The sequence below is a fragment of the Streptomyces sp. NPDC022910 genome (assembly GCF_055561075.1).
The window spans coordinates 45,472-70,886 of record NZ_JBVHHL010000024.1 but is presented as its reverse complement, the minus strand read 5'-3'; the positions used below and the strand labels follow the sequence as shown (position 1 = coordinate 70,886).

Genomic DNA, 25,415 nt, shown 5'->3' with positions numbered 1-25,415 from the left:
CCAACCAGCGGGAGCGGGGCCGTGGCTGGCATGAATCCGACGGATACGTGCGCCCTCGAAGGCATCAGTTCTCCGCTCCCGCCGCAGCCGCCGCCGTGACCGCCGTGATCACCGCCGTGCGGACCTCGTGGACGACCTTCTTCAGCGCCGGTGCCGCGGCGCCGGCGCGATCCGTCAGTGCCTCGATGCGCTCCTTGTGGCCCTTGCGGTCCGCGGCGGTCACCACCGTACGCAGTCCGCCCGCCGCGGCCAGGGTCACCAGGGCCGCGTCACGGTCGGAGATCTCCGTGACGGGCGCCGGGCCCGCGAGCAGCTGCCGCGCCTCCTGCCGCAACGCCTCCACCACCTGCACCCGCTCCAGCTCGTACTCCACGGACGGGAAGAGCCCGAGCACCCGCTTCTTGTCGGCGCGCAGCAGGCCGTCGGCGGCGAGCTGTGCGCGGACGGCATCCAGGGTGACGCCGGCGTGCAGGGTCACCCAGGTCTTCCAGGGGCGGGGCAGGGACTCCTCGACGAGTTCCAGGAGGCCGTCGAGGACGGGGTCACCGGTCCCGGCGTCGAGGTCGGCCGGGGTGGTGATGCCGTCCACGTCGATGAGCAGTCCCCGCTGCGCCAGCTCGGTCAGGGCGCCCGCCCGCACCAGCTCCGCGAGCCGGGTCGCACCGGTGAGCCTGAGCGTGGCGGTGTCCCAGGCCAGTAGGTACAGCCGAACGGGCAGCGAGCTGGATCCGTCGGGCACGGGGCCTCCCTTGCCGGTGTGGTCCACGTAAATCCGTTGACACTCTTCGTACCCGTTCCTACGGTGTTCAGCGGTCCTGTTGCCGTCGATAGGAGAAGGACGTTGCTCGTCTGAGGTCCTGAGACACCGCGTCACACCACGCTGTCCGCGTCCGTGTGCGTCGCGTGCGACCTCGGCGTACGAGCCGTCCATCCTCCGCAGCAGGGCTTTTCCCTGTTTCGTGGACCGTCGCCCCCGCGGTGTCTCACACGCGTTGCCCAAGCCCACTCCGAGCAAGCGCGAGGCCCGCATGTCACACCATCCTTCCGTCACCTGTACGTCCCTGTCCTTCTCCTGGCCCGACGGAACCTCCGTCTTCGACGAGTTTCAGGCATCGTTCGGGGCCGGCCGGACCGGCCTCGTCGGTGTCAACGGGTCGGGGAAGTCCACCCTGCTGAAGCTGATCGCCGGTGAGCTCGCCCCGACCGGCGGCTTCGTGCGTGTCGCCGGCGAGGTCGGCCATCTGCCGCAGAACGTCACGCTCGACACTTCCCTACGGGTCGACGACGCGCTCGGCATCGCCGCGAAGCGGGCCGCGCTGCACGCCATCGAGGCCGGCGACGTGGCCGAGGAGCACTTCACGACCGTCGGCGACGACTGGGACGTGGAGGAGCGCGCCGAGGCGATGCTCGGCGAACTCGGCCTCGGCCACATCAGTCTCGACCGCACCATCGGCGAGGTCTCCGGCGGCGAGTCCGTCCTGCTGCGGCTGGCCGCGCTGCTGCTGCGCCGCCCGGACGTGCTGCTGCTCGACGAGCCCACCAACAACCTCGACCTGTACGCGCGCCGGCGCCTGTACGCGGCGGTCGGCGCCTGGTCGGGCGTCATGGTCGTGGTCAGCCACGACCGGGAACTCCTCGACCTGGTCGACCAGATCGCGGATCTGCGCTCCGGGGAGGTGGCCTGGTTCGGCGGCAACTTCTCCGCGTACGAGGAGGCGCTGGCCGTCGAGCAGAAGGCGGCGGAGCGCATGGTGCGCGTCGCCGAGGCCGACTTGCGCAGGCAGAAGCGCGAACTGGCCGACGCCCAGGTCAAGCTGGCCCGCCGCAAGCGGTACGGCCAGAGGATGTGGGACAGCAAACGCGAACCGAAGATCGTCATGGGGGCGCGCAAGCGGGCGGCGCAGGAATCCGCGGGCAAGCACCGCATCATGCACGAGGAGAGGCTCGCCGAGGCCGAGGGGTGGCTCGACGAGGCGGTCGAGGCGGTGCGGGAGGACGACGAGATCCGCGTCGACCTGCCGTACACGGCGGTGCCCGAGGGACGGTCCGTCCTGACGCTCCGGAATCTGGAACTGACGTACGGCCCGCGGGCGGAGGGCACCTTCGACCTGCGCGGTCCCGAGCGGATCGCGCTGATCGGACGCAACGGCGCGGGCAAGACCACCCTGCTGCGCACGATCGCCGGCGAGCTGGAACCGGTCGCGGGCGAGGCGACGGCGCACGTGCCGCTGCGCTTCCTGCCGCAGCGGCTGGACGTCCTCGACGACAGGCTGACGGTCGCGCAGAACGTGGCCCGGTTCGCGCCGGGCACCACCAACAACCGGATCCGGGCCCGCCTGGCCCGCTTCCTCTTCCGTGGCGCGCGAGCCGACCAGGCAGCCGGGACCCTGTCGGGCGGTGAGCGCTTCCGCGCTGCGCTGGCCGCGCTGATGCTCGCCGAGCCGGCGCCGCAACTGCTGATGCTCGACGAGCCGACGAACAACCTCGACATGGCGAGCGTGCGACAGCTCACCACGGCCCTGGAGTCGTACGAGGGGGCGCTGATCGTGGCAAGCCACGACCTGCCGTTCCTGGAGTCGGTCGGGATCACGCGCTGGCTGCTGCTCGACGGAGAGCTCCGGGAAACCGCGCCGGAGGCGCTCGGGGATCCCGTGTGACACGAGCGGGCACGGTGGGCCGCCGGGCGTCCCGGGCGGGCCGCGGCCGGTCCCCGGGGCTTTGTCACCGGGGACCGGGCCTGCATGATGGCGGGCGAAACCATCAGCCGAGACGGAGTTTTCACGTGCCCAGCAAGAAGGCCCTGATCCGCCGACCCAGCCCGCGCCTCGCCGAGGGGCTGGTGACGCACATCGAGCGGGAGAAGGTCGACGTCGACCTCGCGCTCGAGCAGTGGGAGGCGTACGCGGAGGCCCTGCGTACGCACGGCTGGGAGACGGTCGAGGTGGACCCGGCCGACGACTGCCCGGACTCGGTGTTCGTCGAGGACGCGGTGGTGATGTACAAGAACGTCGCGCTGATCGCCCGGCCCGGCGCGGAGTCCCGCCGCGAGGAGACCGCGGGCGTCGAGGAGGCCGTGGCGCGGCTCGGCTGTTCGGTGAACTGGATCTGGGAACCGGGCACCCTCGACGGCGGCGACGTCCTGAAGGTCGACGACACGATCTACGTGGGCCGCAGCGGGCGTACCGACGCCGCCGCCGTCCAGCAGGTGCGCGCCGCCTTCGAACCGCTGGGCGCCCGGGTGGTCTCGGTGCCGGTCACCCGGGTGCTGCACCTGAAGTCGGCGGTCACCGCGCTGCCCGACGGCACGGTCATCGGCCATGTGCCCCTGGTGGACAAGCCGGCGCTGTTCCCACGCTTCCTGCCGGTCCCGGAGGAGTCCGGCTCGCACGTCGTGCTGCTGGGCGGCGGCAAGCTCCTCATGGCGGCGAGCGCCCCCAAGACGGCGGAACTGCTCGCCGACCTCGGCCACGAACCGGTCCTCGTGGACATCGGCGAGTTCGAGAAGCTCGAGGGCTGTGTGACATGCCTCTCGGTGCGCATGCGGGAGTTGTACGTCTGACGGAACGAATCCTCCCCGTGCGTTCCCGTGAACACCACACTCCAGGGGGACTTTGTGTTCCCTGTCGCGCATCGGCTGAACAGCGATCTTTACAGCGAACTTAACCTACGGCTTCGTAACCTACGGTCTCGTAGCCTACGATCCCGTAAGTTCCGTTCCGGCACCGCTCGCCGGTTTGATCAGCGTCCCCCTGGAGTTCCTGTGACGATCACACCTCCCCACCTCGGCAGCCCCTCCGTCTGGACCGACGCCCGGCTGCTGTACGCACTGGAGGAAGTGGTCGAAAACGAGCTGAACCGGCATCTGAAGGTCGCCAAGGACTGGATGCCGCACGAGTATGTGCCCTGGACCGACGCCCGCAACTTCCCCGGATTCTTCGAGGACGGCACGGCCTGGGACAAGGAGCAGTCCAAGGTCACCGAGATCGGCCGTATCGCTCTGGTGGTGAACCTGCTGACGGAGGACAACCTCCCGAGCTACCACCACGAGATCGCCACGCTCTTCGGCCGCGACGGCGCCTGGGGCACATGGGTGCACCGCTGGACCGCCGAGGAGGGCCGCCACGGGATCGTGATGCGCGACTACCTGCTCGCCTCGCGCGCGGTCGACCCCGACAAACTGGAGCGGTTCCGCATGTCGCACATGAGCGAGGGCTTCGAGTCGGACAACCGGCACTCGATGCTCCACTCCGTCGCGTACGTCGCCTTCCAGGAGCTGGCCACCCGCATCTCCCACCGCAACACCGGCCACCAGTCCGGGGACCCGGTCTGCGACCGGATGCTGGCCCGCATCGCGACCGACGAGAACCTCCACATGGTCTTCTACCGCAACCTGCTGAAGGCCGCGTTCGAGATCGCGCCCGACCCGACCATGCAGGCGGTCCGGGACGTCGTGGTGAACTTCCGCATGCCGGGCCACGGTATCCCCGGATTCGAGCGCGCCGCCGCGCAGATGGCGATCGGCGAGGTCTACAATCTGCGCATCCACCACGACGACGTCCTGCAGCCGGTGCTGCGCTTCCTGAGGGTCTTGGAGATCGACGGTCTCGGCCCCGAGGGCCGCCAGGCCCAGGAGGAACTGGGGCTGTTCATGGGCGGACTGGACGCCGAGGCCGCGAAGTTCGACGAGAAGCTCGCGGCCCGCAAGGCCCGGATGGCGGCACGCGAGGGCGCGTGACCCGAACGGGCGGCCCGCGGGGCGACGTATCCGCCCCGAAGTGGCTTCGCCCGCTCGGCGGTTGGCGGCAGGCGACGCTCCGCCGACCCAGGGACAGAACGTTTCGGCAGCAAACGCCACGTCGCGCCACCCTTTCCGCGGGGTAGAAATATCTACACCATGAATATGCCGGGTCGGCTCTTCCCCACAGGCACCTTCCCGGCACAGTCCCTGTCGTACGCCTGGTCGCCGGGTGGCGCCCCTGGAGCGGGTCATGACGAATGCGATGTGGATGCGGGGCGCGGAGTGGCTGGCCGCCGCCGCGCCGGACCCGCAGGCGTGCAAGCGGGCCTGGGACCGCGGTGACGGCACGGTGCTGCTGGAGGCCGGACGCCACTGGGACGTGGTGAGCGTCCCCCGGCGACTCGGCCTGCTGGCCCTGGACATCCTCTGGTACGACCCCGTGCGGACGCCCGGACCGACGCTGGTGGACTCGGCGGCGCACCGGGTGGGCTTCTTCGTGCCGCCGGATCCGGCCGGCCACTGGGTAGGGACCGGGATCCGCCATGCGAGCAAGGGGTCGTGGGTCGCGGTGCCCCCGCCGTACCGGTCGGCCGGCTCGGTGGAGTGGATCGTCCCGCCCGACGGGAGCGGGGTGCTGCATCCACCGCTGACGCTGGAGCTCGCGCTGCGCCAGGCAAACGAGACGCTCGCCCTGCTGGCGCCCGTCAGCGCGGACTAGCTCCGCGCGGCGGGGGCCCGTGCGCGCCCCGACCTTTGGTTGGGTAGCGCAACCATTCGGGCCGCGAGGCCACCCCAGTGCGCGGTGCCGAGCCGCGCGCCTCCTACCCGGCCTCGTAGAGTTCCCCGCCCTACGCGGCCTCGTAGTGGTGCGCGTCCGCGCCGCGCCACTTCACCCACGCCGGGTCGTCGAGCAGGTCCTCGGCGTCGGGCAGCCCGGCGCGGCCGAGGAACTCGATCAGGTCCTCGTCGGAGAACGCCAATCCCAGGCTTTCCCCGCGCGCGGTCACCCGGCGGCCGCCGGTGCCCGACGGCGGATGAACGATGACAGGAGCCCGTCCGGACATGTCTCCAGCATCGTCCCGAGCGCGCGAGCGCGCATCCGGACGGGCGGGACGGACCACGACCCGCTCTCGTACCCCCGGCTACCGCTCCGCCACCCGGTGGTCCTTCAACCGGCGGGTCCCATCATTTCTCCTCCGACCGCCGCAGATGCGACCGCTCCTTCTCGGACAGCCCGCCCCAGACGCCGAACCGCTCGTCGTTGGCGAGCGCGTACTCGAGACACGCGGAGCGGATCTCGCACAGCCCGCAGATACGCTTCGCCTCCCGCACCGAACTGCCCGGCTCGGGAAAGAAGAAATCGGTCCCCGTCTGCGCACACAGCGCCTGCTCCTGCCAGGCGACGTCGGACGCAGTGATCGCTTCGATGTGCATGGCCGAGAGCGTGCCCTGCGGCGAAAAACGTTCGATCAACGCCGGATCAACGGCTCGCCCGGCGCCCCTCGTACGGCCCTTGATGATGTCCCCACCCGGCGGGCAGGTGCACGACGGCGCGCGGAGAAATCCACATCGAAAACCGATCGACCCGGTCACCGCCCGCCGCTGGGGCCGCCGCGTCCTTCGACGGCGGGTGTCAGCGGGGGGTGCAAGACTCGGCAGTGCAGGCATCGGGAACCCTCGAAGGGGGCAGTCCATGCTCACCACCCGTTTCGTCAACGGCGCCCCGAACTGGCTGGATGTCGGCACCTTCGACATCGACGGCGCCATCTCCTTCTACAGCGGTCTCTTCGGCTGGCAGTTCCAGTCGGCGGGGCCCGATGCCGGGGGCTACGGCTTCTTCCAGCTCTCCGGCAGGACCGTCGCCGGCGGTATGCAGACCACCTCCGAGCAGGGCCCGCCGTCCTGGAACGTCTACTTCCAGAGCCCCGACGCGGAGGCCACCGCAAAAGCCGCCGAGCAGGCCGGCGGCAGCGTGCTCATGCGGCCCATGGACGTCATGGGCGAGGGCCACATGGCCATCCTCGCCGACCCGGCCGGCGTGCCCTTCGGCATCTGGCAGCCGGGCCGGACCAAGGGCATCGAGGCGGCCGGTGAGCCGGGCTCGCTGTGCTGGGTCGAGCTGTACACCCCGGACATCGCCCGCGCCGCCGCGTTCTACCACCAGGTGCTGGGCTGGGAGACCGAGGGCGTGCCCTTCCCCGGCGGCACCTACACCTGTATCAACCCCGAGGGCGGCGGCCCGGAGTCCATGTTCGGCGGACTGGTACCGCTGGCCGACGACCCCACGGAAACGGGATCGGGCGCGTCCTACGTGTCGTACTTCGAGGTCACGGACACGGACGCCACGGTGAGCAAGGCTCAGGAGCTCGGCGGCACCGTCCGGATGGCCGCGACGGACGTGGAGGGCGTGGGCCGCATCGCCAAACTCGCCGACCCGTACGGAGCGCGGTTCGCGGTCATCAAGAGCGCACCGCAGCAGCCCTAGCAGGGCTGACGCCGTCGGGGCGGCGCAGTGACGGCGCGGGGCCGTGGATCCCGTCCCCGCAGACCCGCGCCGCCCGTGCCCGGCCGGCGCGCGCCGGACGGGAGACCCTGGTCCGTCACCCCCCTTGCCATTGCTCGCCCGCCTCGCCGCCGGTTTCAACCGTTCGCTCATGCTCACCCACTCCGACCAGCCGAACGGCCTGACCAGCGCCGACTACTACCAGGGCGCGATGACCAACCACTGGGCGCGGATCGTGCACGCGAACTCGCCGATCGGCTACGCGTTCCCGTACGACGACGTACGCCCGGACGGCCAGCCGGACGTGTCGGGAGCGGCGTACGACGGAAACCCGAGGCGGTTCACGGTGACGGTCGGTTCATGAAGTGCTCTTGGGCGGGATCAGGCGGATGCCCGCCTACGGCCTATGCGGAGGCCCGCCGCACCAGCGTGGTCGGCAGCACCACGCTGGACTGCCCGCCGCTCATGCCGGACCTCCCGTCCCCGCCCGGCGGGCCGCCCCGGCGGTAGAGGGTGCGCAGCAGCAGTCGGGCCATCAACCGCCCCATTTCCTCGATGTCCTGACGGACCGTCGTCAGAGGCGGATCGGTCTGCTCGGCGACCGGCAGCATGTCGTCGAAGCCGACGACGGCGACGTCCTCGGGTACCCGGCGTCCCTGCGCACGCAGCACACGCAGGGCGCCGGAGGCGGTGAGGTCGTTGGCGGCGAAGACGGCGTCCAGATCCGCGCGACGCTCCAGCAGCTGCCGCATCGCGCGTTCACCGCCGACCGGGGTGAAGTCCCCTTCGACGATCAGTCCCGGATCGGCGTCGACCATGACGTCCCGGAATCCGTCCAGCCGGTCCACGGCGGAGGTCTGGTCCAGGGCTCCGGTGATGTGCGCGATACGGCGGCGGCCGAGCCCCACGAGATGGCGTACGGCCTCCCGGGCTCCGCCACGGTTGTCGCTGTCCACGTACACGGCGCTGTGGGTTCCCTCGCCCCAGCCGGGCCGTCCGCCGAATACGGTCGGCACCCCGGCCCGCTGCACCAACTCCGGCAGGGGGTCGTCGAGGTGGAGCGAGAAGACCAGCGCGCCGTCGACATGGCCGCCGGCCAGATAGCGGCCGACCCGGGCGTGATCGGCACGCCCTTCTGTGAGCAGCAGCACGAGCTGGGAGTCGTGGGCCGTGAGCTCCTTGCTGATACCGCGCAGTTGCAGGGCGAAGAAAGGGTCGGCGAAGACACGCGTCTCCGGCTCGGCGATCACCACGGCGACCGCCTCGTGCCGTTTGGTCACCAGGCTGCGCGCGGCCTGGTTCGGCACGTACCCGAGTTCCTCGACGGCGCGACGCACCCGCTCGACGAGAGGTTTGCGCACTCCGTCACCGCCGTTGACGACCCGGGACACGGTGGCCCGCGAGACCCCGGCCCGGGCGGCCACGGCCTCCAGCGTGGGACGCGGCGCGGTCTCGGTCACTTCGGGACTCCTCCTCGGCGGTTGCCGATCAGGATAGCCCGAGCGGACAACGGCACTGAGAGCGCTCCTGACCCCGGAAAGCCGGTTGGGCCGACGAAGAAGCCGCTCTCGCCTCAGTGCTTGTGCGGCTCGTACTTGGGGACCGTCCCGTCCGCTTTCTTCACGATGAACAGCCCGGCCATCCCGTGGTCGGCGTGCCGTTGTACGTGGCAGTGGTACATCCAGGCGCCCGCCCCGACTCCCTCGCCCGCGATCACCTGGAAGCCGAAGGAGTCTCCCGGACCCACGATCCTGTTGTCGATGATCTGGCTCGGGTCGTCGGGTCCGGTGAGCAGTCCCGTGCGGTTGTGCGCCCAACGGTGACCGTGCAGATGGAACGTGTGGTACAGGTCGCCGTGCGTGATCATCACGAACTCGATGCGGTCCCCGAGCGTCGCCACCAGGTCGGGTCCGGCGTGTTCCATCTGATTGATCATCGTCCCGTTGAAGACGACCGTGTAGGTCCTGTCGGGGAGGACATCACCCTCGCGGCGTACGATGAGCGGCCCGTACAGGCCCTTGTGGATGCCGCCCGTGCCGTGTTCCGTGCCGACGACGTGGTCGTGGTAGTGCCAGTAGCCCGCGCTGCCCTCCCGCCAGGTGCCGTCCGCGCGGCGGCCGGGAGTGTGTGTGCGCCAGGTGTACGTGCGCTTGCCACCCGGCTTCACATTGCTTCTGCTGGTCCTCGTGCCGTCGTCATGGATCGTGTAGTCGAGTCCGTGCACGTGCAGGCTCGCCCCGACGTCCATCGTGTTCTCGAAGTCGATGTGCAGTGTGTCGCCCTCGTTGATCACGATCAGCGGCCCGGGGACGGTCGCCCGTCCCCTCGCGAAGCCGTAGCCCATCCGTCCGTCGCGAAGCTTCTCGGCATACAGCTTGATGCGCCTGACCGCGCCGCCGGCGGGCGCGGTTCTCATCTGCTTGCCGGAGCCGACGGCCTCCGGGCCCACGGAGAACGCTGTCGCCGCGGCCGCGCCACCCAGCACCATCCGCCGGTTGAAGCTGCGTCTGTCCATACCGGGTTCCCTATCCTGTGCGGCATTCACGAAGACGAGCCGCCGGGACCGACGAAGGGGACAGCGGCGGCACGCCGTGATCTTATAAGCACGAAAGGCAAATACCGTGGTATTTCGGTCATATCTTGTGCCGAATGGCTCCACGGTCCCGGTGATGGTTGGTCAGCGGCGTGGCGGGCGGGCGTTCCCGCCCGGCTGGGAGGTCAGCCCTCCGGTGGTGCCTCGGGGTTCCCCGGCCCCTCTCGCCGGGCCCGGCTCGGTTGCACCCGCTTGGGCTCCCCCGGCATCTTCGGATACTCGGGTGGATAGGGCAGGTCGCCGAGGCCGTGGTCGTGTTCGTCGCGGCGGGCGAGTTCGAGGAGCGGCTCGAGGGAGAAGGCGTGGTCGTCCATGTCCGCATGAACGTCGCCCAGTTCGGCGAACCGGCGGGGCATGGTCGCCAGATCGAAGTCCAGGGGCACGGCGTCACCGACCTCCTCCCAGCGCAGCGGCGCGGACACCGGGGCGTGCGGCTTGGGGCGTACGGAGTAGGCGGAGGCGACGGTGCGATCGCGGGCGGTCTGGTTGTAGTCGACGAAGATCTTCTCTCCCCGCTCCTCCTTCCACCAGGCGATGGTCACGTGCTCGGGCATACGGCGCGCCAGCTCGCGCCCGACCGCGATCGCGGCGCGGCGCACCTGGGTGAAGGTCCAGCGCGGCCGGATGGGTACGAAGATGTGCAGTCCCCGGCCGCCCGAGGTCTTGGGCCAGCCCCGCAGTCCCCCGAACTCGTCGAGGACGGCCCGCAGTTCGTGGGCGGCGCGCACCGCGTCGGCGTAGTCGGTGCCGGGCTGCGGGTCGAGGTCGATGCGGAGTTCGTCGGGGTGGTCCACGTCGTCGCGGCGCACCGGCCAGGGGTGGAAGGTGAGCGTCCCGTACTGCGCGGCCCAGACGGCGGCGGCTGCCTCGGTGGGACACATCTCGTCGGCGCTGCGGCCGCTGGGGAAGGTGATGTGGGCGGTGGGGATCCAGTCGGGCATGTTCTTGGGCGCCCGCTTCTGGAAGAAGGACTCGCCCGTCACGCCGTCGGGGTAGCGCTCCAGGGTGGTGGGACGGTTGCGCAGAGCGCGCAGAATGCCGGGGCCGACGGCAATGTAGTACCGCGCGAGATCGAGCTTGGTGAAGCCGCGCTCCGGGAAGAAGACCTTGCCCGGGCTGGACAGCCGCACCGTCCTGCCTCCCGCCTCCAGTTCCACCGCGTCACCCATGCGAGCCACGGTAGGCGCAGGGGCCGGGCCCCGCACACCGGGCGAACCACATCGCATGGACGGAGAATCGAAGGCATGGATCTGCCGGTGATGCCACCCGTGAAACCGATGCTCGCCAAGTCCGTGGCGACGATCCCCTCGGACATGCAGTACGAGGCGAAGTGGGACGGGTTCCGGGCGATCGTCTTCCGCGACGGCGCCGAGGTCGAGCTGGGCAGCCGCACCGGAAAGCCTCTGACCAGGTACTTTCCCGAGCTGATCGAGGCGCTGCGGGAGCGGCTGCCCGAGCGGTGCGTGGTGGACGGCGAGATCGTGATCGCACGGGAGGGGCATCTCGACTTCGACGCGCTGACGGAGCGGATCCATCCGGCGGACTCGCGGGTGCGGATGCTCGCGCAGAAGACCCCGGCCTCCTTCGTGGCGTTCGACCTGCTGGCCCTGGACGACTCGTCGCTGCTCGACGTCCCGCTGAGTGACCGGCGCGCCCTGCTGGAGAGGGCGTTGTCCGGGGTGACGCCGCCCGTGCACCTCGCCCCGGCGACGACGGACCGCTCGGTGGCGGAGCAGTGGTTCCAGCAATACGAGGGGGCCGGCCTCGACGGTGTGATCGCCAAGCCGCTTTCCCTGCCTTATCGGCCGGACGAACGCGTGATGTTCAAGGTCAAGCACGAGCGCACGGCCGACGTCGTGGTCGCGGGCTACCGCTTCCACAAGAGCGGCCCGGTCGTGGGTTCCCTGCTGCTCGGGCTGCACGACGACCAGGGCGTCCTCCAGCATGTGGGCGTGTCCGCCGCGTTCCCCATGAAGCGGCGCGTGGAACTGGTGCAGGAGCTGGAGCCGCTGCGGATGGAGGATGTCACGGGGCATCCGTGGGCCGCCTGGTCCGACGAGGTGGCGCACGCGACGGCACGTCTGCCGGGCGCACCCAGCCGCTGGTCGGGCAAGAAGGACCTGTCCTGGGTTCCGCTGCGGCCCGAACGGGTGGCGGAGGTGGCGTACGACCACATGGAGAACGGCGTGCGCTTCCGGCACACGGCGCGCTTTCGCCGCTGGCGCCCGGACCGGACCCCCGAGAGCTGTACGTACACGCAGTTGGAGGAACCGGTGCGCTACGACCTGGAGGAGATCCTCGGCCCCCCGCGCTGACACCCCCACCAATCGGCAGCCCGACCAGCGCGATCGGCTCCGCCGGGGGCTTCGGCGCGCGCGCCGTCCCGTCCGCTGAGCCGTTCGGCCATGCGTCGCGCGCGATCAGGGCAGACCGGGTATGGCCTCCATTGGACATATAACCGCACAATCGATGACACGGCCTCGGTGGAAGCGGTGGGCATGCGACAGATTGCGCGGATACGGCGCAGCGTGACGGCGGCGGCGCTGCTGCTGACCGTCACGACGACGGGCTCCCTGGTGGCGGGCTGCGATGCGGGAGGCGGCAAGGCCGACGACACCCCGGACAAGCCCCCGCAGGGGCAGCACCGGGAGAGCGTGGGCACGACTCCCGCCGCGCCCACAGCACCGGTGCTCGCAGTGAAGATCGACAACGTGCCCGCAGCCCGGCCCCAGACGGGACTGGACCAGGCCGACCTCGTCTACGCGGAGCAGGTCGAGGGCGGCCTCAGCAGGCTGATGGCGGTGTTCGCGACCAAGCTGCCCGCGGTCGTCGGTCCGGTGCGCAGCGCACGCGAGTCGGATCTGGAGCTGCTGCGCCAGTTCCACGATCCGACGCTCGCGTTCTCCGGGGCGCAGCACAAACTCCTCCCCCTGATCGACAAGGCGCCGCTGACCCCGGAGCCGCCCGAGAAGAACTCCGCCGCCTACTTCCGGGGCGGCGGCAAGGTGGCGCCGCACAACCTCTATCTGCGGCCGCAGCGGCTGATGAAGTCCGCCCCGGGCGCCGCCGCGCTGACGACCGGGTTCCGCTTCGGCGCCGCACCGCGCGGCGGAACTCCGGTGACCGGCCGCACGGTCCGCTTCCCCGCCGCACGCTTCACCTTCACCTGGTCCGCGCAGCGGCACCGGTGGCTGGTGGCGATGGACGGAACGCCGACGGTGACGACGAACGGCGCGCGGGTGGCTGCGGCGACGGTGGTGGTGCAGTACGTACAGGTGCGCACGTCCCGGTTCCACGACGTCCTCGGCAACAACTCGCCGTACTCGCAGACCGTGGGCTCGGGCAAGGCCCAAGTACTGCGGGACGGCCGGGTGTTCGACGTGAAGTGGCGGCGCGCGTCCGCCGCGGACGGCACACAGTTCACGACGACGGACGGCAAGCCGGTGAACTTCGCGCGGGGGCAGGTCTGGGTCGTGCTGGCGAAGGCGTGAACGAGCCCCGGGACGACAGAGCCTCGGCGATCGCGGGACGGCCGGCCGAGCGGGGGGACCTACGCCCGGCGGCCCAGTCGGCGCTCGATCGCCACGCCCGCGTCCTCGCGGGCGGCGGCGAGCGCCTGGCGGGCCTCCTCTGCGGAGTCGAACCCCAGGGCCGCCGCGATCGCCTCCCAGGCGACGCCTCCTTCGAGCAGCGCCTCGACGGCGGCACCGACGGCGACCACCGTCTCGCGGCGGGCCCGGTCGAGCTCGGCGAGCGTGCGCAGCAGATCCGGTGCCGTCGCGGCACCCGCGAGTCCGCCCTGCGCCGCGTGCCGGGCCTGGTCGGCGGTGACCCACCAGTCGGCGGAGGTGTGCGGGGAACGGGTGACGACGGTGCGGTCCACGGTGGTGCCGCCTTCCTTCAGGGGTAGGCATACGGCGCGCTGCCGAGGCCGCCAGTCTAAGTCGCCGATCCGGACAATGGCGCGCCCGGTCCGCTGAACGGACCACAGGGGCCACCGTCCGACCAGGTCCCGCTCACCCTTCGAACGGCAACCCCACCCGGGCCAGCTCACGCGCCGCCGCAGTCAGTCCGTCGACGAAGCGGCGTACGCGCTCGTCGGTGAAGCGGGTGCTGGGCCCGCCGAAGGACAGGGCCGCGGCCACTGCTCCGCCCCGTCCCCGCACCGGCACGGCCACCGCCGACAGCCCCTCCTCGCGCTCGGCGTGGCTCGTTGCGTACCCGAGGGCCCGCGCCTCCTCGATCCACCCGTGCAGCGTCTCCAGATGCGCGGCCCCGTACGGCGAGGTCGCCGCGACGCGACGCAGCAGGGACTCGGGAGCGTCCAGCAGCAGCGCCTTGGAGACGCCGCCCGCCCACAGCGGAAGTTCGTCCCCGACCCGAACGACCTGCCGCAATGACTGCGGCCCCTCCTCCTGGGCGATGCAGACGCGGCGGATGTCGCGGCGCACGTACAGGTGCACCGTCTCCCTGTGTTCGGCGGCCAGGTCCCGCAGTATCACTCCTGCCGCGGGCGGCAGCCGCCAGGCCTGCTCGGCGAGTCGGGACCAGCGCAGCAGGGCGGGGCCCGCGATGTAGCGGCCGTGTTCGTCGACCCAGAGCAGACCGTTGAGCCGGAGGGTACCCAGCAGACGCAGCACGGTGGTCTTGGGCAGAGCCGACGCGGAGACGATCTCGCGGATGGACAGCGCGGGGCGGCTCTCGTCGAAGAGTCCCAGGATGTCGATCGCCCGCTGCACGGTTCGCATCCCTGCTGGTTCGGCCTCGGCTGCCATCACTGATCCTCTCGACCCAGGACCGCACCACGGCCCGGTGACGCCCCCCTGCACCTGCACGGTACTGCGCACAGGTCCGCTGGGCGGACCTCTTCAGGCCCTGGTGGCCGTGAGGGGTGCCGCCGGGTTGCGCAGTCCCTCGGCGGCCTCCGAGACACGCTGGATGAGATCGAAGAAGAGGGTCTGCTCCTCGGCGGAGAGCGGAGCCAGGAAGACCTGGTTCATCCGGGTGGTGCGCACCGTCAGCTTGCGGTGCGTGCGCATGCCCTCCTCCGTGAGGCGCAGCAGGAAGCGGCGGCCGTCCTGTGGGTCGCGGACCTTGTCGAGGAGGCCCCTGCGGCCGAGCCGGCTGATCACCTCGGCGATGGTGGACCGGTCGAGACCCACCCGCTCCCCCACAGTGCGCTGGTCGAGCCCGGGCTCGGCGACGAGCGCGTTGAGGACCGCGAACTGCGGTGAGGTGATCTCCTCCGAGACGATCGTGTTCCACAGCAGGTAGTGCGCCTGCTGCAACCGCCGGGCCAGGTGCCCCGGGTGGGTGGAGAGGTCCACCGCGGCCATGTGTGCTCCCGTGGTCGTTTTCGTTGGTGTACTGAACGATACTCGTCCAGGACAGCACCGTCCGGCAGCGGCACACCTCACAAACGGGACCATAATTCGAGGCCTTGACGCCTCCGTGCCGACAGTGGCAGCGTGAGGGCAACCTCGCTGAAATACTCAGTGCCCTGATTAATTTATGGTCGGGACGCTAGGAAGAGATGGGGCTTCACGGATGGACAAGGTGGTCGCCACGGCCCTGGAGGCGGTGGCCGATGTGCCGGAAGGTGCGTCGTTGGCGGTGGGCGGGTTCGGGTTGAGTGGTGTGCCGAACGTGCTGATCCAGGCGCTGTTCGAGCGTGGGGTGTCGGGGCTGTCGGTCGTCTCGAACAACTGCGGGGCGATGGAGTCGGGTCTCGCGGTGCTGCTGGCGGCGGGCCGGATCGGGCGGGTGACCGGTTCCTACATCGGCGCGAACAAGGAGTTCGCGCGGCAGTATCTGTCCGGGGAGCTGGAAGTGGAGATGATCCCGCAGGGCACGCTGGCGGAGCGGCTGCGGGCCGGCGGGGCGGGAATCCCGGCCTTCTACACCCCGGCGGGCGTGGGCACGCAGGTCGCCGAGGGCGGGCTGCCGTGGCGCTACGACGGCTCCGGCGGTGTCGCGCTGGCCTCACCGCCCAAGGAGGTCCGTGAGTTCGACGGTGTGGAGTACGTGCTGGAGCGCGGTATCCGCACCGACTTCGCCCTGGTACGGGCCGCGAAGGGCGACCGGCACGGCAACCTCGTCTTCAACAAGTCCTCCCGCAACTTCAACCCGCTGGCGGCGATGGCGGGACGGGTGACGATCGCCGAGGTGGAGGAGCTGGTGGAGCCTGGTGAGATCGATCCGGACGCGGTGCACCTGCCGGGGATCTTCGTGCAGCGGGTGCTGGCGCTGACGGCGGAGCAGGCGGCGGACAAGAAGATCGAGCAGCGCACGGTCTCCGTGCCGACGGCACGGGCGACGGTGAGCGGCTGATGGCCTGGACACGCGAGGAGATGGCGGCTCGGGCGGCGCTCGAGCTGCGGGACGGCCAGTACGTCAACCTCGGCATCGGACTGCCGACGCTGATCCCCAATTACCTGCCCGCCGATGTCGAAGTGGTCCTCGAATCCGAGAACGGCATCCTGGGCACCGGCCCGTATCCCACCGAGGAGCAGGTCGACGCGGATCTGATCAACGCGGGGAAGGAGACCGTCACGGTCCTGCCGGGAGCCTCATTCTTCGACTCGGCGTTGTCGTTCTCGATGATCCGCGGCGGGCACATCGACGTGGCCGTTCTCGGTGCCATGCAGGTCTCGGAGAGGGGCGACCTGGCCAACTGGGCCATCCCCGGCAAGATGATCACCGGGATCGGCGGGGCGATGGACCTGGTCCACGGCGCCAGGACCGTCATCGTCGTGATGACCCACACCGCCAAGGAAGGCTCCCCGAAGATCCTCACGGAGTGCGCGCTGCCGCTGACCGGCAAGGGCTGCGTGAACCGGATCATCACCGACCTCGGTGTCCTGGACGTCACCGAGGACGGCCTGGTGCTCATCGAGACCGCCCCCGGCGTGACCGTCGATGAGATCACCGCCAAGACCGACGCCAAGCTGACCGTCGCGGAGGGCCTGAAGTGAACAACGTCTACATCGTCGACGCGGTCCGCACGCCGATCGGCCGGTACAACGGCGGCCTGGCCTCGGTCCGCCCCGACGACCTGGCCGCACACTCGATTCGTGAACTCCTGTCCCGCACGCCGGACTTGGACCCGTCGCGCATCCAGGACGTGTACTTCGGCAACGCGAACGGCGCCGGTGAGGAGAACCGCAACGTCGCCCGCATGGCCGCACTGCTGGCCGGTCTGCCCACCTCCGTGCCCGGAGTGAGTGTCAACCGGCTGTGCGCCTCCGGCCTGGAGGCGGTCGTCCAGGCCGCCCGCGCCATCGCAATGGGCGACGCCTCCGTCGTGCTCGCGGGCGGTGTGGAGTCGATGACCCGTGCCCCCTACGTCCTGCCCAAGAGCGACAGGCCGTTCCCGGCCGGACACGCCGAGCTCTACTCGACGACCCTGGGCTGGCGCATGGTCAACGCCAGGATGAACCCGCAGTGGACCGTCCCGCTGGGCGAGTCCGCCGAACTCATCGCGGACAAGCACAAGATCAGCCGTGAGCAGCAGGACGAGTTCGCCCTGCGCAGCCACCGGAAGGCCGCCAGGGCGCAGGCAGAGGGCCTGTTCGACGTCGAACTCGCGCCGGTGACCGTCCCGCAGCGCAAGGGCGACCCCGTCGTCTTCGGCGCCGACGAATGCGTACGGCCGGACGCGTCCCTTCCGGCGATGGCCAGACTCAAGCCGTCCTTCCGCCCCGGGACCGGGACGGTCACCGCGGGCAACGCGTCGCCCTTGAACGACGGTGCCGCCGCCCTGCTGCTGACCGACGAGGAGGGGCTGAGGGCCACCGGCCGCGAACCCCTCGCCCGCGTCCTGGCCACCGGGGTGTCCGCGATCGACCCGCACTACTTCGGCCTGGCCCCCGTGGAGGCGGTCAATCGGGCACTGGCCAAGGCGGGCAAGGGATTCGACGACCTGTCCGTCCTCGAACTCAACGAGGCCTTCGCCGCCCAAGTCCTGGGGTGTGTGGCCCAATGGCCCGAGTTCGACCCGGCGATCCTCAACCCGCAGGGCGGTGCCATCGCCCTCGGGCACCCCCTGGGTGCCTCCGGGGCCCGGCTCGCCGGCACCGTCGCCCACCAGCTCGCCCGCCGCGGCTCCGGAACCGGCATCGCCACCCTGTGCATCGGCGTGGGCCAGGGCCTCGCCCTCGTCCTCGAACGCTAGGAATCCCCATGGCTCTCACTCAGCAGGACATCGACCAGGAGATCGCGGCCGAACACGCCGCCTACGAGAAGCGCGTCGCCGACGGCGCACCCGTGGAGCACCATCCGCGCCGGGACTACGCACCGTACCGTTCCTCCGTGCTGCGCCACCCCAAGCAGCCGCCGACCACGATCGACGTGACCAAGGACCCGGAACTGGTGGAGCTGTCCTCCCCGGCCTTCGGTGAGCGCGACATCACCGAGATCGACAACGACCTCACCAGGCACCACCGGGGCGAGCCGATCGGCGAACGGATCACCGTCTCCGGGCGCCTGCTCGACCGCGACGGACGCCCGGTACACGGCCAGCTCGTCGAGATCTGGCAGGCGAACTCGGCCGGCCGGTACGCACACCAGCGCGAGCAGCACGACGCCCCGCTCGACCCGAACTTCACCGGCGTCGGCCGCACGCGCACCGACGACGCCGGCTTCTACCGCTTCACCACCATCCAGCCCGGCCCCTACCCCTGGCGCAACCACGTCAACGCCTGGCGCCCGGCCCACATCCACTTCTCCGTCTTCGGCACGGCGTTCACCCAGCGGCTCGTGACGCAGATGTACTTCCCGAACGACCCGCTCTTCCCGTACGACCCGATCCTGCAGTCCGTGACGGACGACGCCGCCCGGCAGCGGCTGATCGCGACGTACGACCACAGCCTGTCGGTGCCGGAGTTCTCACTGGGCTACCACTGGGACATCGTGCTCGACGGCCCCAACGCCACCTGGATCGAAGAAGGACGCTGACCTGCCATGACGAAGATCGACACGAGCAGGCCGGAGAGCGTGCTGCCCACCCCCTCGCACACGGTCGGGCCCTTCTACGGGTATGCGCTGCCGTTCCCCGGCGGCGGTGACATCGCGCCCGTCGGCCACCCGGACACGATCACCGTCCAGGGGTACGTCCACGACGGCGAGGGCGACCCGCTGCCGGACGCGTTCGTGGAACTGTGGGGGCCCGACCCGGACGGCAAGGTTCCCACCACCGACGGCTCGATCCGGCGCGACCCGGCGACCGGCGGCTACCTGGGCCGCAACGGTGTGGAGTTCACCGGCTGGGGCCGCGTCCAGACGGACGCGAACGGCCACTGGTACGCCCGTACGCTCCGGCCCGGAGCGCGCGGCCGCAGCGCCCCGTACATCAGCGTGTGCGTCTTCGCACGGGGCCTGCTCATGCATCTGTTCACCCGGATCTACCTGCCGGGCGACGAGGCGGCGCTCGCCGCGGACCCGCTGCTCGGGCAGCTGGACGAGGAGCGCCGCGACACGCTGATCGCCGTGGCCGAGGGCAACGGCACGTACCGTTTCGACATCCGCCTTCAGGGCGAAGGCGAGACGGTCTTCCTGGAGTTCCAGTGACATCCCTCCGGTCCGACGCCGGTCTGCTCGCCCCCGGGTGGGCCGACTCTCTCGCCGCGTCCGCGACGAGCGACACCGCGTATCTGCGCGGGCTGCTCGACGCGGAGGCGGCGCTGACCCGGGCCCAGGCCGCGCTGGGACTGGCCCCGGAGGGGGCGGCGACCGCGGTGACCGAGGCGGCCCGGACGGACCGCTTCGACGTGCGCTCCCTCGCCGAGCGTGCCCGCGGCGGCGGGAACCCGGTCATCCCCCTGGTCGCCGATCTGACGAAGGCGGTCGGCGCGGAGTACGGGCCGTACGTCCACCGGGGCGCGACCAGCCAGGACATCCTGGACACGGCGACCATGCTGGTCGCCGTGCGCACCCTGGACCTGGTCCTGGCCGACCTGGAGCGCACCCAGCGGGCGCTGTCCCGGCTCGCCGCACACCACCGGGACACCGTCGTGCCCGGGCGGACGCTCACCCAGCACGCCGTGCCGACGACGTTCGGTCTGAAGGCGGCGGGCTGGCGGTCACTGGTGCTGGACGCCCGGGACCGGCTGCGGACTGTGCGGAACGGCCTTCCCGTGCAATTGGGCGGCGCGGCGGGCACGTTGGCCGCGTTCACCGTGTACGGGGCGGACGACCCTCGGGCGCTCGCGGCCGCCTACGCGCGGGAACTCGGACTTGTCGCACCGGAGTTGCCCTGGCACGCTCTGCGCACCCCGATCGCCGATCTTGCGGGCGGACTCGCGTTCACGGCCGGAGCTCTGGGCAAGATGGCCACGGATGTACTGACGCTGTCGCGTACCGAGATCGCCGAAGTCACCGAGGGCGCCGGCGGCGGTTCCTCCGCGATGCCGCACAAGGCGAACCCCGTACGGTCGACGCTGATCGCGGCGGCCGCACGACGGGCGCCGCAGCTCGCCGCCACACTGTACGGATCGCTGGCCGCCGAGGACGAACGCCCCGCGGGCGCCTGGCACGCCGAGTGGGAGCCGCTGCGTGACCTGCTGCGGCTGGTCGGCGGTGCCGCAAGGGACGCCGTGGAACTGACCGAGGGGCTCCGGGTGAACGCGGACGCCATGCGCGAACACCTCGCCCTCACCCACGGGTTGATCGTCTCCGAGCGGCTGGCGGCGGAGCTGGCTCCTGTGCTGGGCCGGGCCCGCGCCAAGGAGCTGCTCACCGAGGTCGCCCGACGCACCCGTACCGAGGGCCGCAGCCTCGCAGAACTCCTCTCCGAGGAGCCGGGGTTGAAGGACCTGGACGTCGAGGGCCTCACCGACCCGACCCGCTATGCAGGTTCCGCCGGAACCCTCACCGACCGTGCCCTGGAGCGCTCGTGACCGACAAGCTGCCGCACCACCACACCGAAGGCGCCCCCACCGCTCCACCGCTGTTCCTCGGGCCGTCGCTGGGCACCTCGTACGCCCTGTGGGACAAGGTCGCGCCCGAGTTGTCCGCCGACCACCGGGTGATCCGCTGGGACCTCCCCGGCCACGGCGGTTCGGCACCGGATCTCATCGGTCCCGGCACGACGGTCGCCGACCTCGCCGGGCTGGTGCTGGCGCTCGCGGACTCGCTGGGCGTGGACCGGTTCGCGTACGCCGGGGTGTCGCTCGGCGGCGCGGTGGGGCTGCACCTGGCCGTGCACCACCCCGAGCGGGTCTCGTCGCTGGCCGTCGTCTGCTCGTCCGCGCACTTCAACGGCGCGAAGCCGTGGGAGGAACGGGCCGCGCTGGTCCGCCGGGAAGGGCTGGCACCGGTCGCCGCGACCGCCGACGCCCGCTGGTTCACGGCCGGGTTCACCGTGCCGCGACTCGTCCAGGACCACCGGGACGCGGACCCGGCCGCGTACGCCGCCTGCTGCGACGCGCTCGCCGCCTTCGACATCCGTGACCGGCTGTCGTCCATCACCGTGCCGACGCTGCTGATCGCGGGCCGCGAGGATCCGGCCACGCCGCCCTCGCATCTGCGGGAGATCGCGGACGCGGTGCCGAGCTCCGCCCTGGTGGAGATCCCGGGAGCCTCGCATCTGGCGCCGGCGCAATGCCCGAAGGCCGTCCTGGCGGCGCTGCGGGCGCACTTCTCGGGAACCCCCGGGCGCGGCATGGAGGTGCGCCGCGAGGTGCTGGGCGATGCGCACGTGGACCGGGCGCAGGCGCGTCAGACCCCCTTCACCGCCCGTTTCCAGGACTTCATCTCGCGCTACGCCTGGGGCGAGATCTGGACCGACCCGACGCTCTCGCGCCGCGAGCGCAGCCTGGTCACACTGACCGCGCTGGTCGCACACGGCCACTACGACGAGCTGGCGATGCACGTACGGGCGGCCCGGCGCAACGGACTGACGCCGGAGGAGATCGGCGCGGTGCTGCTGCAGACAGCCGTCTACTGCGGTGTCCCGGCGGCGAACTCGGCGTTCGTGGTGGCGCAGCGGGTGCTCGCGGAGGAGGACACCGCCGGAGGGTGACCCTGCTGGTCGTAGCTTCAACAGCACCCCTCTCATACCTCTGCCCCTTGCCTAGGGTGGAGGCATGTCCACTGTTCTGATCACCGGCGCCACCTCGGGTCTCGGCCGGTACGTCGCCTTCGAGCTGGTCCGCTCCGGTCACGTCGTCCTCGCCCACGGGCGCGACGCGGGCCGTACCGAACGGCTCGTGGCGGAGCTGCGCACGGAGAGCGAGGCCCATGGTTTCGTCGCCGACCTGGCCTCGCTCGCCCAGGTGCGGCGGCTCGGCGAGGAGGTGGCCACCGCACACCCCCGTCTCGACGTCCTGATCAACAACGCGGGTGTGGGCGGCGGTCCGCGCGGCTCCGGCCGCGAGGTCAGCGCCGACGGGCACGAACTGCGGCTCGCGGTCAACTACCTGGCGCCGGTCGCGCTCACCCGCGCCCTGCTGCCGGTATTGCGGGCGGGCGCCCCGGCCCGGATCGTCAACGTCGGCTCGGTGGGCCAGGAGCCCGTGGACTTCGACGATCCCGAGCTGACGCGCGGCTACAGCGGCGTCTCGGCGTACTGCCGCAGCAAGTTCGCCCTGGCCGCGTACACGTTCGCGCTGGCCGAGGAGCTGCGGGGCAGCGATGTCTCGGTGAACGTCCTGCACCCCGCGACCTACATGGACACCGCCATGGTCCGCGAGGGCGGTATCACCCCGTGGAACACGGTCGCGGACGGCGCGCCCGGGGTGCTGGCCCTGGCGACACAGGACATGGGCAACGGCGGCTTCTTCGACGGCACCCGTCCGTCACGTGCGCTAGAACGGGCGTACGACCCGGAGGTGCAGAAGCGACTCGAGGCGGTCACCGAGCAGCTGCTCGCGCTGTAGCGGACCGTCAGCGCAGCCCCCGGCCGTTGTCCAGTACGTCCTGCGCCCGGGCCGCCAACCCGTCGGCCCCGCACGACCGCGCCAACGTCAGCCCCCGGTTCAGCTCAGGGACCGACTTCGCGGCGATCCCGTACTCGACCCGCGCCACCGCGTGCTCGTAGGCACAGGGCGAGGACTCCAGGTAGGTCACAGCCTTGGCGTACAGCGTGACGGCGCGCTGGCCCGTCTCCAGGGCGGCCGCGACGCGCAGGGCCTCGCCGATCGCGGTGTCGGTGCCCAGGAGCTCGGCTCGACGGCGGGCGGTCGCGGCCAGTTCGGCGGCGCGGCGCGGATCGTCGGTGGCCAGAGCGCGGGCGAGGTCGCCCGCCCAGGGCGCCAGCACGGTGTTGTGGCCGCGCCCGGCGCACGCCTTCTCGGCGGCCTCCAGTTCGTTGACGCCCTCCTTGGTCCGGCCGACGGCGATCAGGAGCCGGCCGCGTACGGAACGCGTGTCGGGCAGCACGATCGTCGACGGGTAGGGCGGCGCGAAGCCGTACCGCTCGGCGAGGCACCACGCTTCCTCGACATGCCCGCGGGCGAGCAGGGTGTCGACGAGTCCGCAGGTCGCGGACCAGTACAGGGGCAGTCCGCGGCCGACCCGCTCGGCGAGGCGCAGTGACTCGCGCAGGGAGGTCTCCGCCTCCCTGAGGCGGCCCCGCCTGCGGTGTCCGAGTCCGACGTAGGCGTGGGCCAGGGCGAGGTGGCCGCCGCTCCAGCCTGCGCTCTCGTAGGCGCGCAGGCCCTCGGTGAACAGGTTCTCCGCCCGGTCCAGGCGGTCCGTGTAGGCGTAGGCGCTGCCCAGCATCAGCAGCAGTTCGATGCCCCACTCGGTGTCGGTCCAGCCGAGTCCGGGGGCGAGGCGGCCGTTGACGAGGACACGGTCGCACACGTGCACGACCTCCTCGGCGTTCTCCCCGTGGGTCATCGCGTCGAAGCCGCGCAGGATGAGCAGCGCGCGCTCGGAGTTGTCCCGTCCGGTGCAGGTGCGGGCGAGTTCGGCCAGCTCGCGGGAGCGGGCCGGGGAGTCCTCCTCGGCCGCGTGGACGCCCTCCCACATGTAGTGCACGGCCTGGAGGCGCATGCGCGAGGGGCCGGGTTCGAGCCGGGCGGCCTCCTCGTCGACGGTACGGATCGCCTCGCCCAGCTGGTCGTTGTGCAGCAGGGCCTGGGAGAGCCGGTAGACGGCGCTCACTCGCTCCTCGCCCTCCAGGCCGGGCATCGCGAGCGCAGCCTGGAGGTAGTCGATGGTGGTGGCGGGCGAGGTCAGCAGCGTGGCGCAGCCCAGTTCGTAGAGCACGTACGGGTGCGCCTCGGGCAGGGGCGGCTCCAGCAGGGCCCGTTCCAGACAGCGTCGGGCCGCCTCGGGTGCGCCGACGGCGAGGTGTTCGCGCGCGGCCTCGCGCATCTGCTCGACGAGTTCCTCGTCGTCGTCCGGGTGGACCTCGAGGAGGTGACGGGAGGCGGCCGCAGCGCCGAGCCCGGAGTCGGTGACGACCTGTGCCGCGATGCCGTGCATGGCGGTGCGCAGTCCGTCGGGGATCGAGCGGTAGACGGCGGTGGCGATCAGCGGGTGCACGAACTCCAGCTCGCCGCCGTCCGCCTGACGGTTCGCCGGGTCGACTTCGGTGAGGATGCGGGCCGCGCCGAGGAGTTCGGCGCAGCGCACCGCCTCCTCGTGGCGCATGGTGGCGAGGCGGGCCACCAGGTCCACGGTGATGCCGGTGCCGAGGATGGCTGCTGCCCAGGCGAACCGGGTGGCCTCGATGCCGAGGCCTTCGAGGCGGGCGACGAGTCCGTTGCCGCGTGCCGAGCGGTTCAGGGCGCGCAGTTCGGCGGCGGACGCCTCGACCGGTTCGAGCTGAGTGTCCTGCACCTTGGCGAGGAGTTCGACGGTCTCGTAGGGGTTGCCGCCGGTCACGGCCCACACCTCGCGGCAGAACGGGGCGTCGGCGTGCCCGCCGAGGGTGGCCCGGGTGAGTCCGGCGACTGCGTCGGGGGTGAGCGCGCTCAGGGTGCTGACCGGGAGGCGGGCCGCCGCGGCGATCATGTCCAGGTAGCGTGCGCTCTCGCCGGCGACCTCGCCCGGGCGGCGGGCGACCACGACGAGCACGCGCAGTTCGTCGAGCCGTTCACAGAAGGCGGCCAGCCAGTGGAGGGTCTCCCGGTCGGCCCAGTGCGCGTCGTCGATGAGCAGGACCAGCGGCCACTCGCGCTTGGCGAGCCGCGAGACCGCGGCGACCAGGCCGTCGCACACGCCCTGCGGGTCGGCCTGCCGCTCACCGGGCTCGGTTATGCCGAGCGCGGGGCCGGCGACCTCGTATCAGTCGCCCAGGTAGTCGCGCGCCTCCTCCGGCATCAGTGAGACGAGGGCGGGCTGGAGCAACTGCCGTACGACATTGAAGGGGACGGACGTGACGGTCTCGCCGCCGCGTGCCGACCAGACCGTGCATCCGCGCCGCTCCGCGATGCGGCGTGTCTCGGCGAGGAGCGCGGTCTTGCCGATGCCGGCCTCCCCGCCGAACACCAGCAGGCCCCCCGACTCCGTGGGCGCGGCGTCGCCGCACAGGGCGTCGACGGCCTCGGTGACGACGGCGAGTTCCGCGTCGCGTTCCCACAGGGAAGCCGAGGCGGCCGCGTCGGGCCGTGCCTCCGTCATCCCGGTACCTC

Annotated in this window: 24 protein-coding genes and 2 pseudogenes; 16 read left to right on the top strand and 10 right to left on the bottom strand. The window is 71.3% G+C overall.

What is annotated here, in order from left to right:
- Positions 1 to 64: 64 nt before the first annotated feature.
- Positions 65 to 739, bottom strand: a complete 675-nt coding sequence (locus tag ACZ3TS_RS22875; RefSeq protein ID WP_467620713.1) for a GOLPH3/VPS74 family protein — start codon at positions 737 to 739, stop codon at positions 65 to 67.
- Positions 740 to 1,028: 289 nt separating this feature from the next.
- Here ACZ3TS_RS22875 and ACZ3TS_RS22870 point away from each other — a divergent pair, with 289 nt between their 5' ends.
- From ACZ3TS_RS22870 to ACZ3TS_RS22855, 4 genes are all read left to right on the top strand, one after another.
- On the top strand, positions 1,029 to 2,657 hold the full coding sequence (locus ACZ3TS_RS22870) for an ABC-F family ATP-binding cassette domain-containing protein (RefSeq protein ID WP_467620711.1): 1,629 nt from the start codon (positions 1,029 to 1,031) through the stop codon (positions 2,655 to 2,657).
- Between the two features lie 125 nt (positions 2,658 to 2,782).
- A complete protein-coding gene (gene ddaH / locus ACZ3TS_RS22865) occupies positions 2,783 to 3,559 on the top strand; it encodes a dimethylargininase (protein WP_467620709.1) in 777 nt (258 codons plus the stop codon).
- Positions 3,560 to 3,760: 201 nt separating this feature from the next.
- On the top strand, positions 3,761 to 4,735 hold the full coding sequence (locus ACZ3TS_RS22860) for an acyl-ACP desaturase (RefSeq protein WP_467620706.1): 975 nt from the start codon (positions 3,761 to 3,763) through the stop codon (positions 4,733 to 4,735).
- 253 nt (positions 4,736 to 4,988) lie between these two features.
- The gene (locus tag ACZ3TS_RS22855) at positions 4,989 to 5,456 is read left to right on the top strand and encodes a hypothetical protein (protein ID WP_467620703.1); all 468 of its coding nucleotides are present in this window, start codon (positions 4,989 to 4,991) and stop codon (positions 5,454 to 5,456) included.
- A 130-nt stretch (positions 5,457 to 5,586) separates the two neighbouring features.
- On the opposite strand, the gene ACZ3TS_RS22850 is transcribed toward ACZ3TS_RS22855, so the two are convergent.
- Positions 5,587 to 5,802, bottom strand: coding sequence for a hypothetical protein (locus tag ACZ3TS_RS22850; protein ID WP_467620700.1), 216 nt, complete (start codon positions 5,800 to 5,802; stop codon positions 5,587 to 5,589).
- 121 nt (positions 5,803 to 5,923) lie between these two features.
- Complete coding sequence (locus tag ACZ3TS_RS22845; RefSeq protein ID WP_467620816.1) at positions 5,924 to 6,172, bottom strand: WhiB family transcriptional regulator; 249 nt, start codon at positions 6,170 to 6,172, stop codon at positions 5,924 to 5,926.
- Between the two features lie 259 nt (positions 6,173 to 6,431).
- Here ACZ3TS_RS22845 and ACZ3TS_RS22840 point away from each other — a divergent pair, with 259 nt between their 5' ends.
- Complete coding sequence (locus ACZ3TS_RS22840; RefSeq protein WP_467620698.1) at positions 6,432 to 7,223, top strand: VOC family protein; 792 nt, start codon at positions 6,432 to 6,434, stop codon at positions 7,221 to 7,223.
- 130 nt (positions 7,224 to 7,353) lie between these two features.
- A pseudogene (locus ACZ3TS_RS22835) lies at positions 7,354 to 7,605 on the top strand (beta-1,3-glucanase family protein); the annotation flags it as partial.
- 40 nt (positions 7,606 to 7,645) lie between these two features.
- On the opposite strand, the gene ACZ3TS_RS22830 reads toward ACZ3TS_RS22835, so the two are convergent.
- The 3 genes from ACZ3TS_RS22830 to ligD all read right to left on the bottom strand — a co-directional run bounded on the left by ACZ3TS_RS22830 (position 7,646) and on the right by ligD (position 11,003).
- Complete coding sequence (locus tag ACZ3TS_RS22830; RefSeq protein WP_467620695.1) at positions 7,646 to 8,701, bottom strand: LacI family DNA-binding transcriptional regulator; 1,056 nt, start codon at positions 8,699 to 8,701, stop codon at positions 7,646 to 7,648.
- A 113-nt stretch (positions 8,702 to 8,814) separates the two neighbouring features.
- Positions 8,815 to 9,756 (bottom strand): multicopper oxidase domain-containing protein, encoded by a 942-nt coding sequence (locus ACZ3TS_RS22825; RefSeq protein WP_467620692.1) that lies wholly within the window; start codon positions 9,754 to 9,756, stop codon positions 8,815 to 8,817.
- A gap of 203 nt (positions 9,757 to 9,959) precedes the next feature.
- A complete protein-coding gene (gene ligD, locus ACZ3TS_RS22820) occupies positions 9,960 to 11,003 on the bottom strand; it encodes a non-homologous end-joining DNA ligase (protein WP_467620689.1) in 1,044 nt (347 codons plus the stop codon).
- Positions 11,004 to 11,078: 75 nt separating this feature from the next.
- On the opposite strand from ligD, the gene ACZ3TS_RS22815 reads away from it, so the two are divergent.
- Together ACZ3TS_RS22815 and ACZ3TS_RS22810 are read left to right on the top strand one after the other, a co-directional pair.
- A complete protein-coding gene (locus tag ACZ3TS_RS22815) occupies positions 11,079 to 12,149 on the top strand; it encodes an ATP-dependent DNA ligase (protein ID WP_467620686.1) in 1,071 nt (356 codons plus the stop codon).
- A 183-nt stretch (positions 12,150 to 12,332) separates the two neighbouring features.
- On the top strand, positions 12,333 to 13,325 hold the full coding sequence (locus ACZ3TS_RS22810; protein WP_467620684.1) for a DUF3048 domain-containing protein: 993 nt from the start codon (positions 12,333 to 12,335) through the stop codon (positions 13,323 to 13,325).
- A gap of 59 nt (positions 13,326 to 13,384) precedes the next feature.
- On the opposite strand, the gene ACZ3TS_RS22805 is transcribed toward ACZ3TS_RS22810, so the two are convergent.
- The 3 genes from ACZ3TS_RS22805 to ACZ3TS_RS22795 all read right to left on the bottom strand — a co-directional run bounded on the left by ACZ3TS_RS22805 (position 13,385) and on the right by ACZ3TS_RS22795 (position 15,170).
- A complete protein-coding gene (locus tag ACZ3TS_RS22805) occupies positions 13,385 to 13,717 on the bottom strand; it encodes a hypothetical protein (protein WP_467620682.1) in 333 nt (110 codons plus the stop codon).
- Between the two features lie 133 nt (positions 13,718 to 13,850).
- Entirely contained in the window at positions 13,851 to 14,609 is a 759-nt protein-coding gene (locus tag ACZ3TS_RS22800; RefSeq protein ID WP_467620679.1) for an IclR family transcriptional regulator, read from the bottom strand.
- A gap of 93 nt (positions 14,610 to 14,702) precedes the next feature.
- Complete coding sequence (locus tag ACZ3TS_RS22795; RefSeq protein ID WP_467620676.1) at positions 14,703 to 15,170, bottom strand: MarR family winged helix-turn-helix transcriptional regulator; 468 nt, start codon at positions 15,168 to 15,170, stop codon at positions 14,703 to 14,705.
- Positions 15,171 to 15,381: 211 nt separating this feature from the next.
- Here ACZ3TS_RS22795 and ACZ3TS_RS22790 point away from each other — a divergent pair, with 211 nt between their 5' ends.
- From ACZ3TS_RS22790 to ACZ3TS_RS22755, 8 genes are all read left to right on the top strand, one after another.
- The gene (locus tag ACZ3TS_RS22790) at positions 15,382 to 16,164 is read left to right on the top strand and encodes a CoA transferase subunit A (protein ID WP_467620673.1); all 783 of its coding nucleotides are present in this window, start codon (positions 15,382 to 15,384) and stop codon (positions 16,162 to 16,164) included.
- On the top strand, positions 16,164 to 16,808 hold the full coding sequence (locus ACZ3TS_RS22785; protein ID WP_467620670.1) for a CoA transferase subunit B: 645 nt from the start codon (positions 16,164 to 16,166) through the stop codon (positions 16,806 to 16,808). The genes ACZ3TS_RS22790 and ACZ3TS_RS22785 overlap by 1 nt, the downstream gene beginning before the upstream one ends.
- The gene (locus ACZ3TS_RS22780; protein ID WP_467620667.1) at positions 16,805 to 18,007 is read left to right on the top strand and encodes a thiolase family protein; all 1,203 of its coding nucleotides are present in this window, start codon (positions 16,805 to 16,807) and stop codon (positions 18,005 to 18,007) included. Before ACZ3TS_RS22785 ends, ACZ3TS_RS22780 begins: the two co-directional genes overlap by 4 nt.
- Before the next feature lie 8 nt (positions 18,008 to 18,015).
- Entirely contained in the window at positions 18,016 to 18,789 is a 774-nt protein-coding gene (gene pcaH, locus ACZ3TS_RS22775) for a protocatechuate 3,4-dioxygenase subunit beta (protein WP_467620664.1), read from the top strand.
- A gap of 6 nt (positions 18,790 to 18,795) precedes the next feature.
- Positions 18,796 to 19,401, top strand: coding sequence for a protocatechuate 3,4-dioxygenase subunit alpha (gene pcaG / locus ACZ3TS_RS22770; RefSeq protein WP_467620662.1), 606 nt, complete (start codon positions 18,796 to 18,798; stop codon positions 19,399 to 19,401).
- Entirely contained in the window at positions 19,398 to 20,729 is a 1,332-nt protein-coding gene (pcaB, locus tag ACZ3TS_RS22765; RefSeq protein WP_467620659.1) for a 3-carboxy-cis,cis-muconate cycloisomerase, read from the top strand. Before pcaG ends, pcaB begins: the two co-directional genes overlap by 4 nt.
- Positions 20,726 to 21,853 (top strand): bifunctional 3-oxoadipate enol-lactonase/4-carboxymuconolactone decarboxylase PcaDC, encoded by a 1,128-nt coding sequence (gene pcaDC / locus ACZ3TS_RS22760; RefSeq protein WP_467620656.1) that lies wholly within the window; start codon positions 20,726 to 20,728, stop codon positions 21,851 to 21,853. Before pcaB ends, pcaDC begins: the two co-directional genes overlap by 4 nt.
- 64 nt (positions 21,854 to 21,917) lie before the next feature.
- Positions 21,918 to 22,709 (top strand): SDR family NAD(P)-dependent oxidoreductase, encoded by a 792-nt coding sequence (locus ACZ3TS_RS22755; protein ID WP_467620653.1) that lies wholly within the window; start codon positions 21,918 to 21,920, stop codon positions 22,707 to 22,709.
- Positions 22,710 to 22,716: 7 nt separating this feature from the next.
- Here ACZ3TS_RS22755 and ACZ3TS_RS22750 read toward each other — a convergent pair.
- Positions 22,717 to 25,404 (bottom strand): annotated as a pseudogene (locus ACZ3TS_RS22750) (ATP-binding protein).
- Between the last annotated feature and the right edge of the window lie 11 nt (positions 25,405 to 25,415).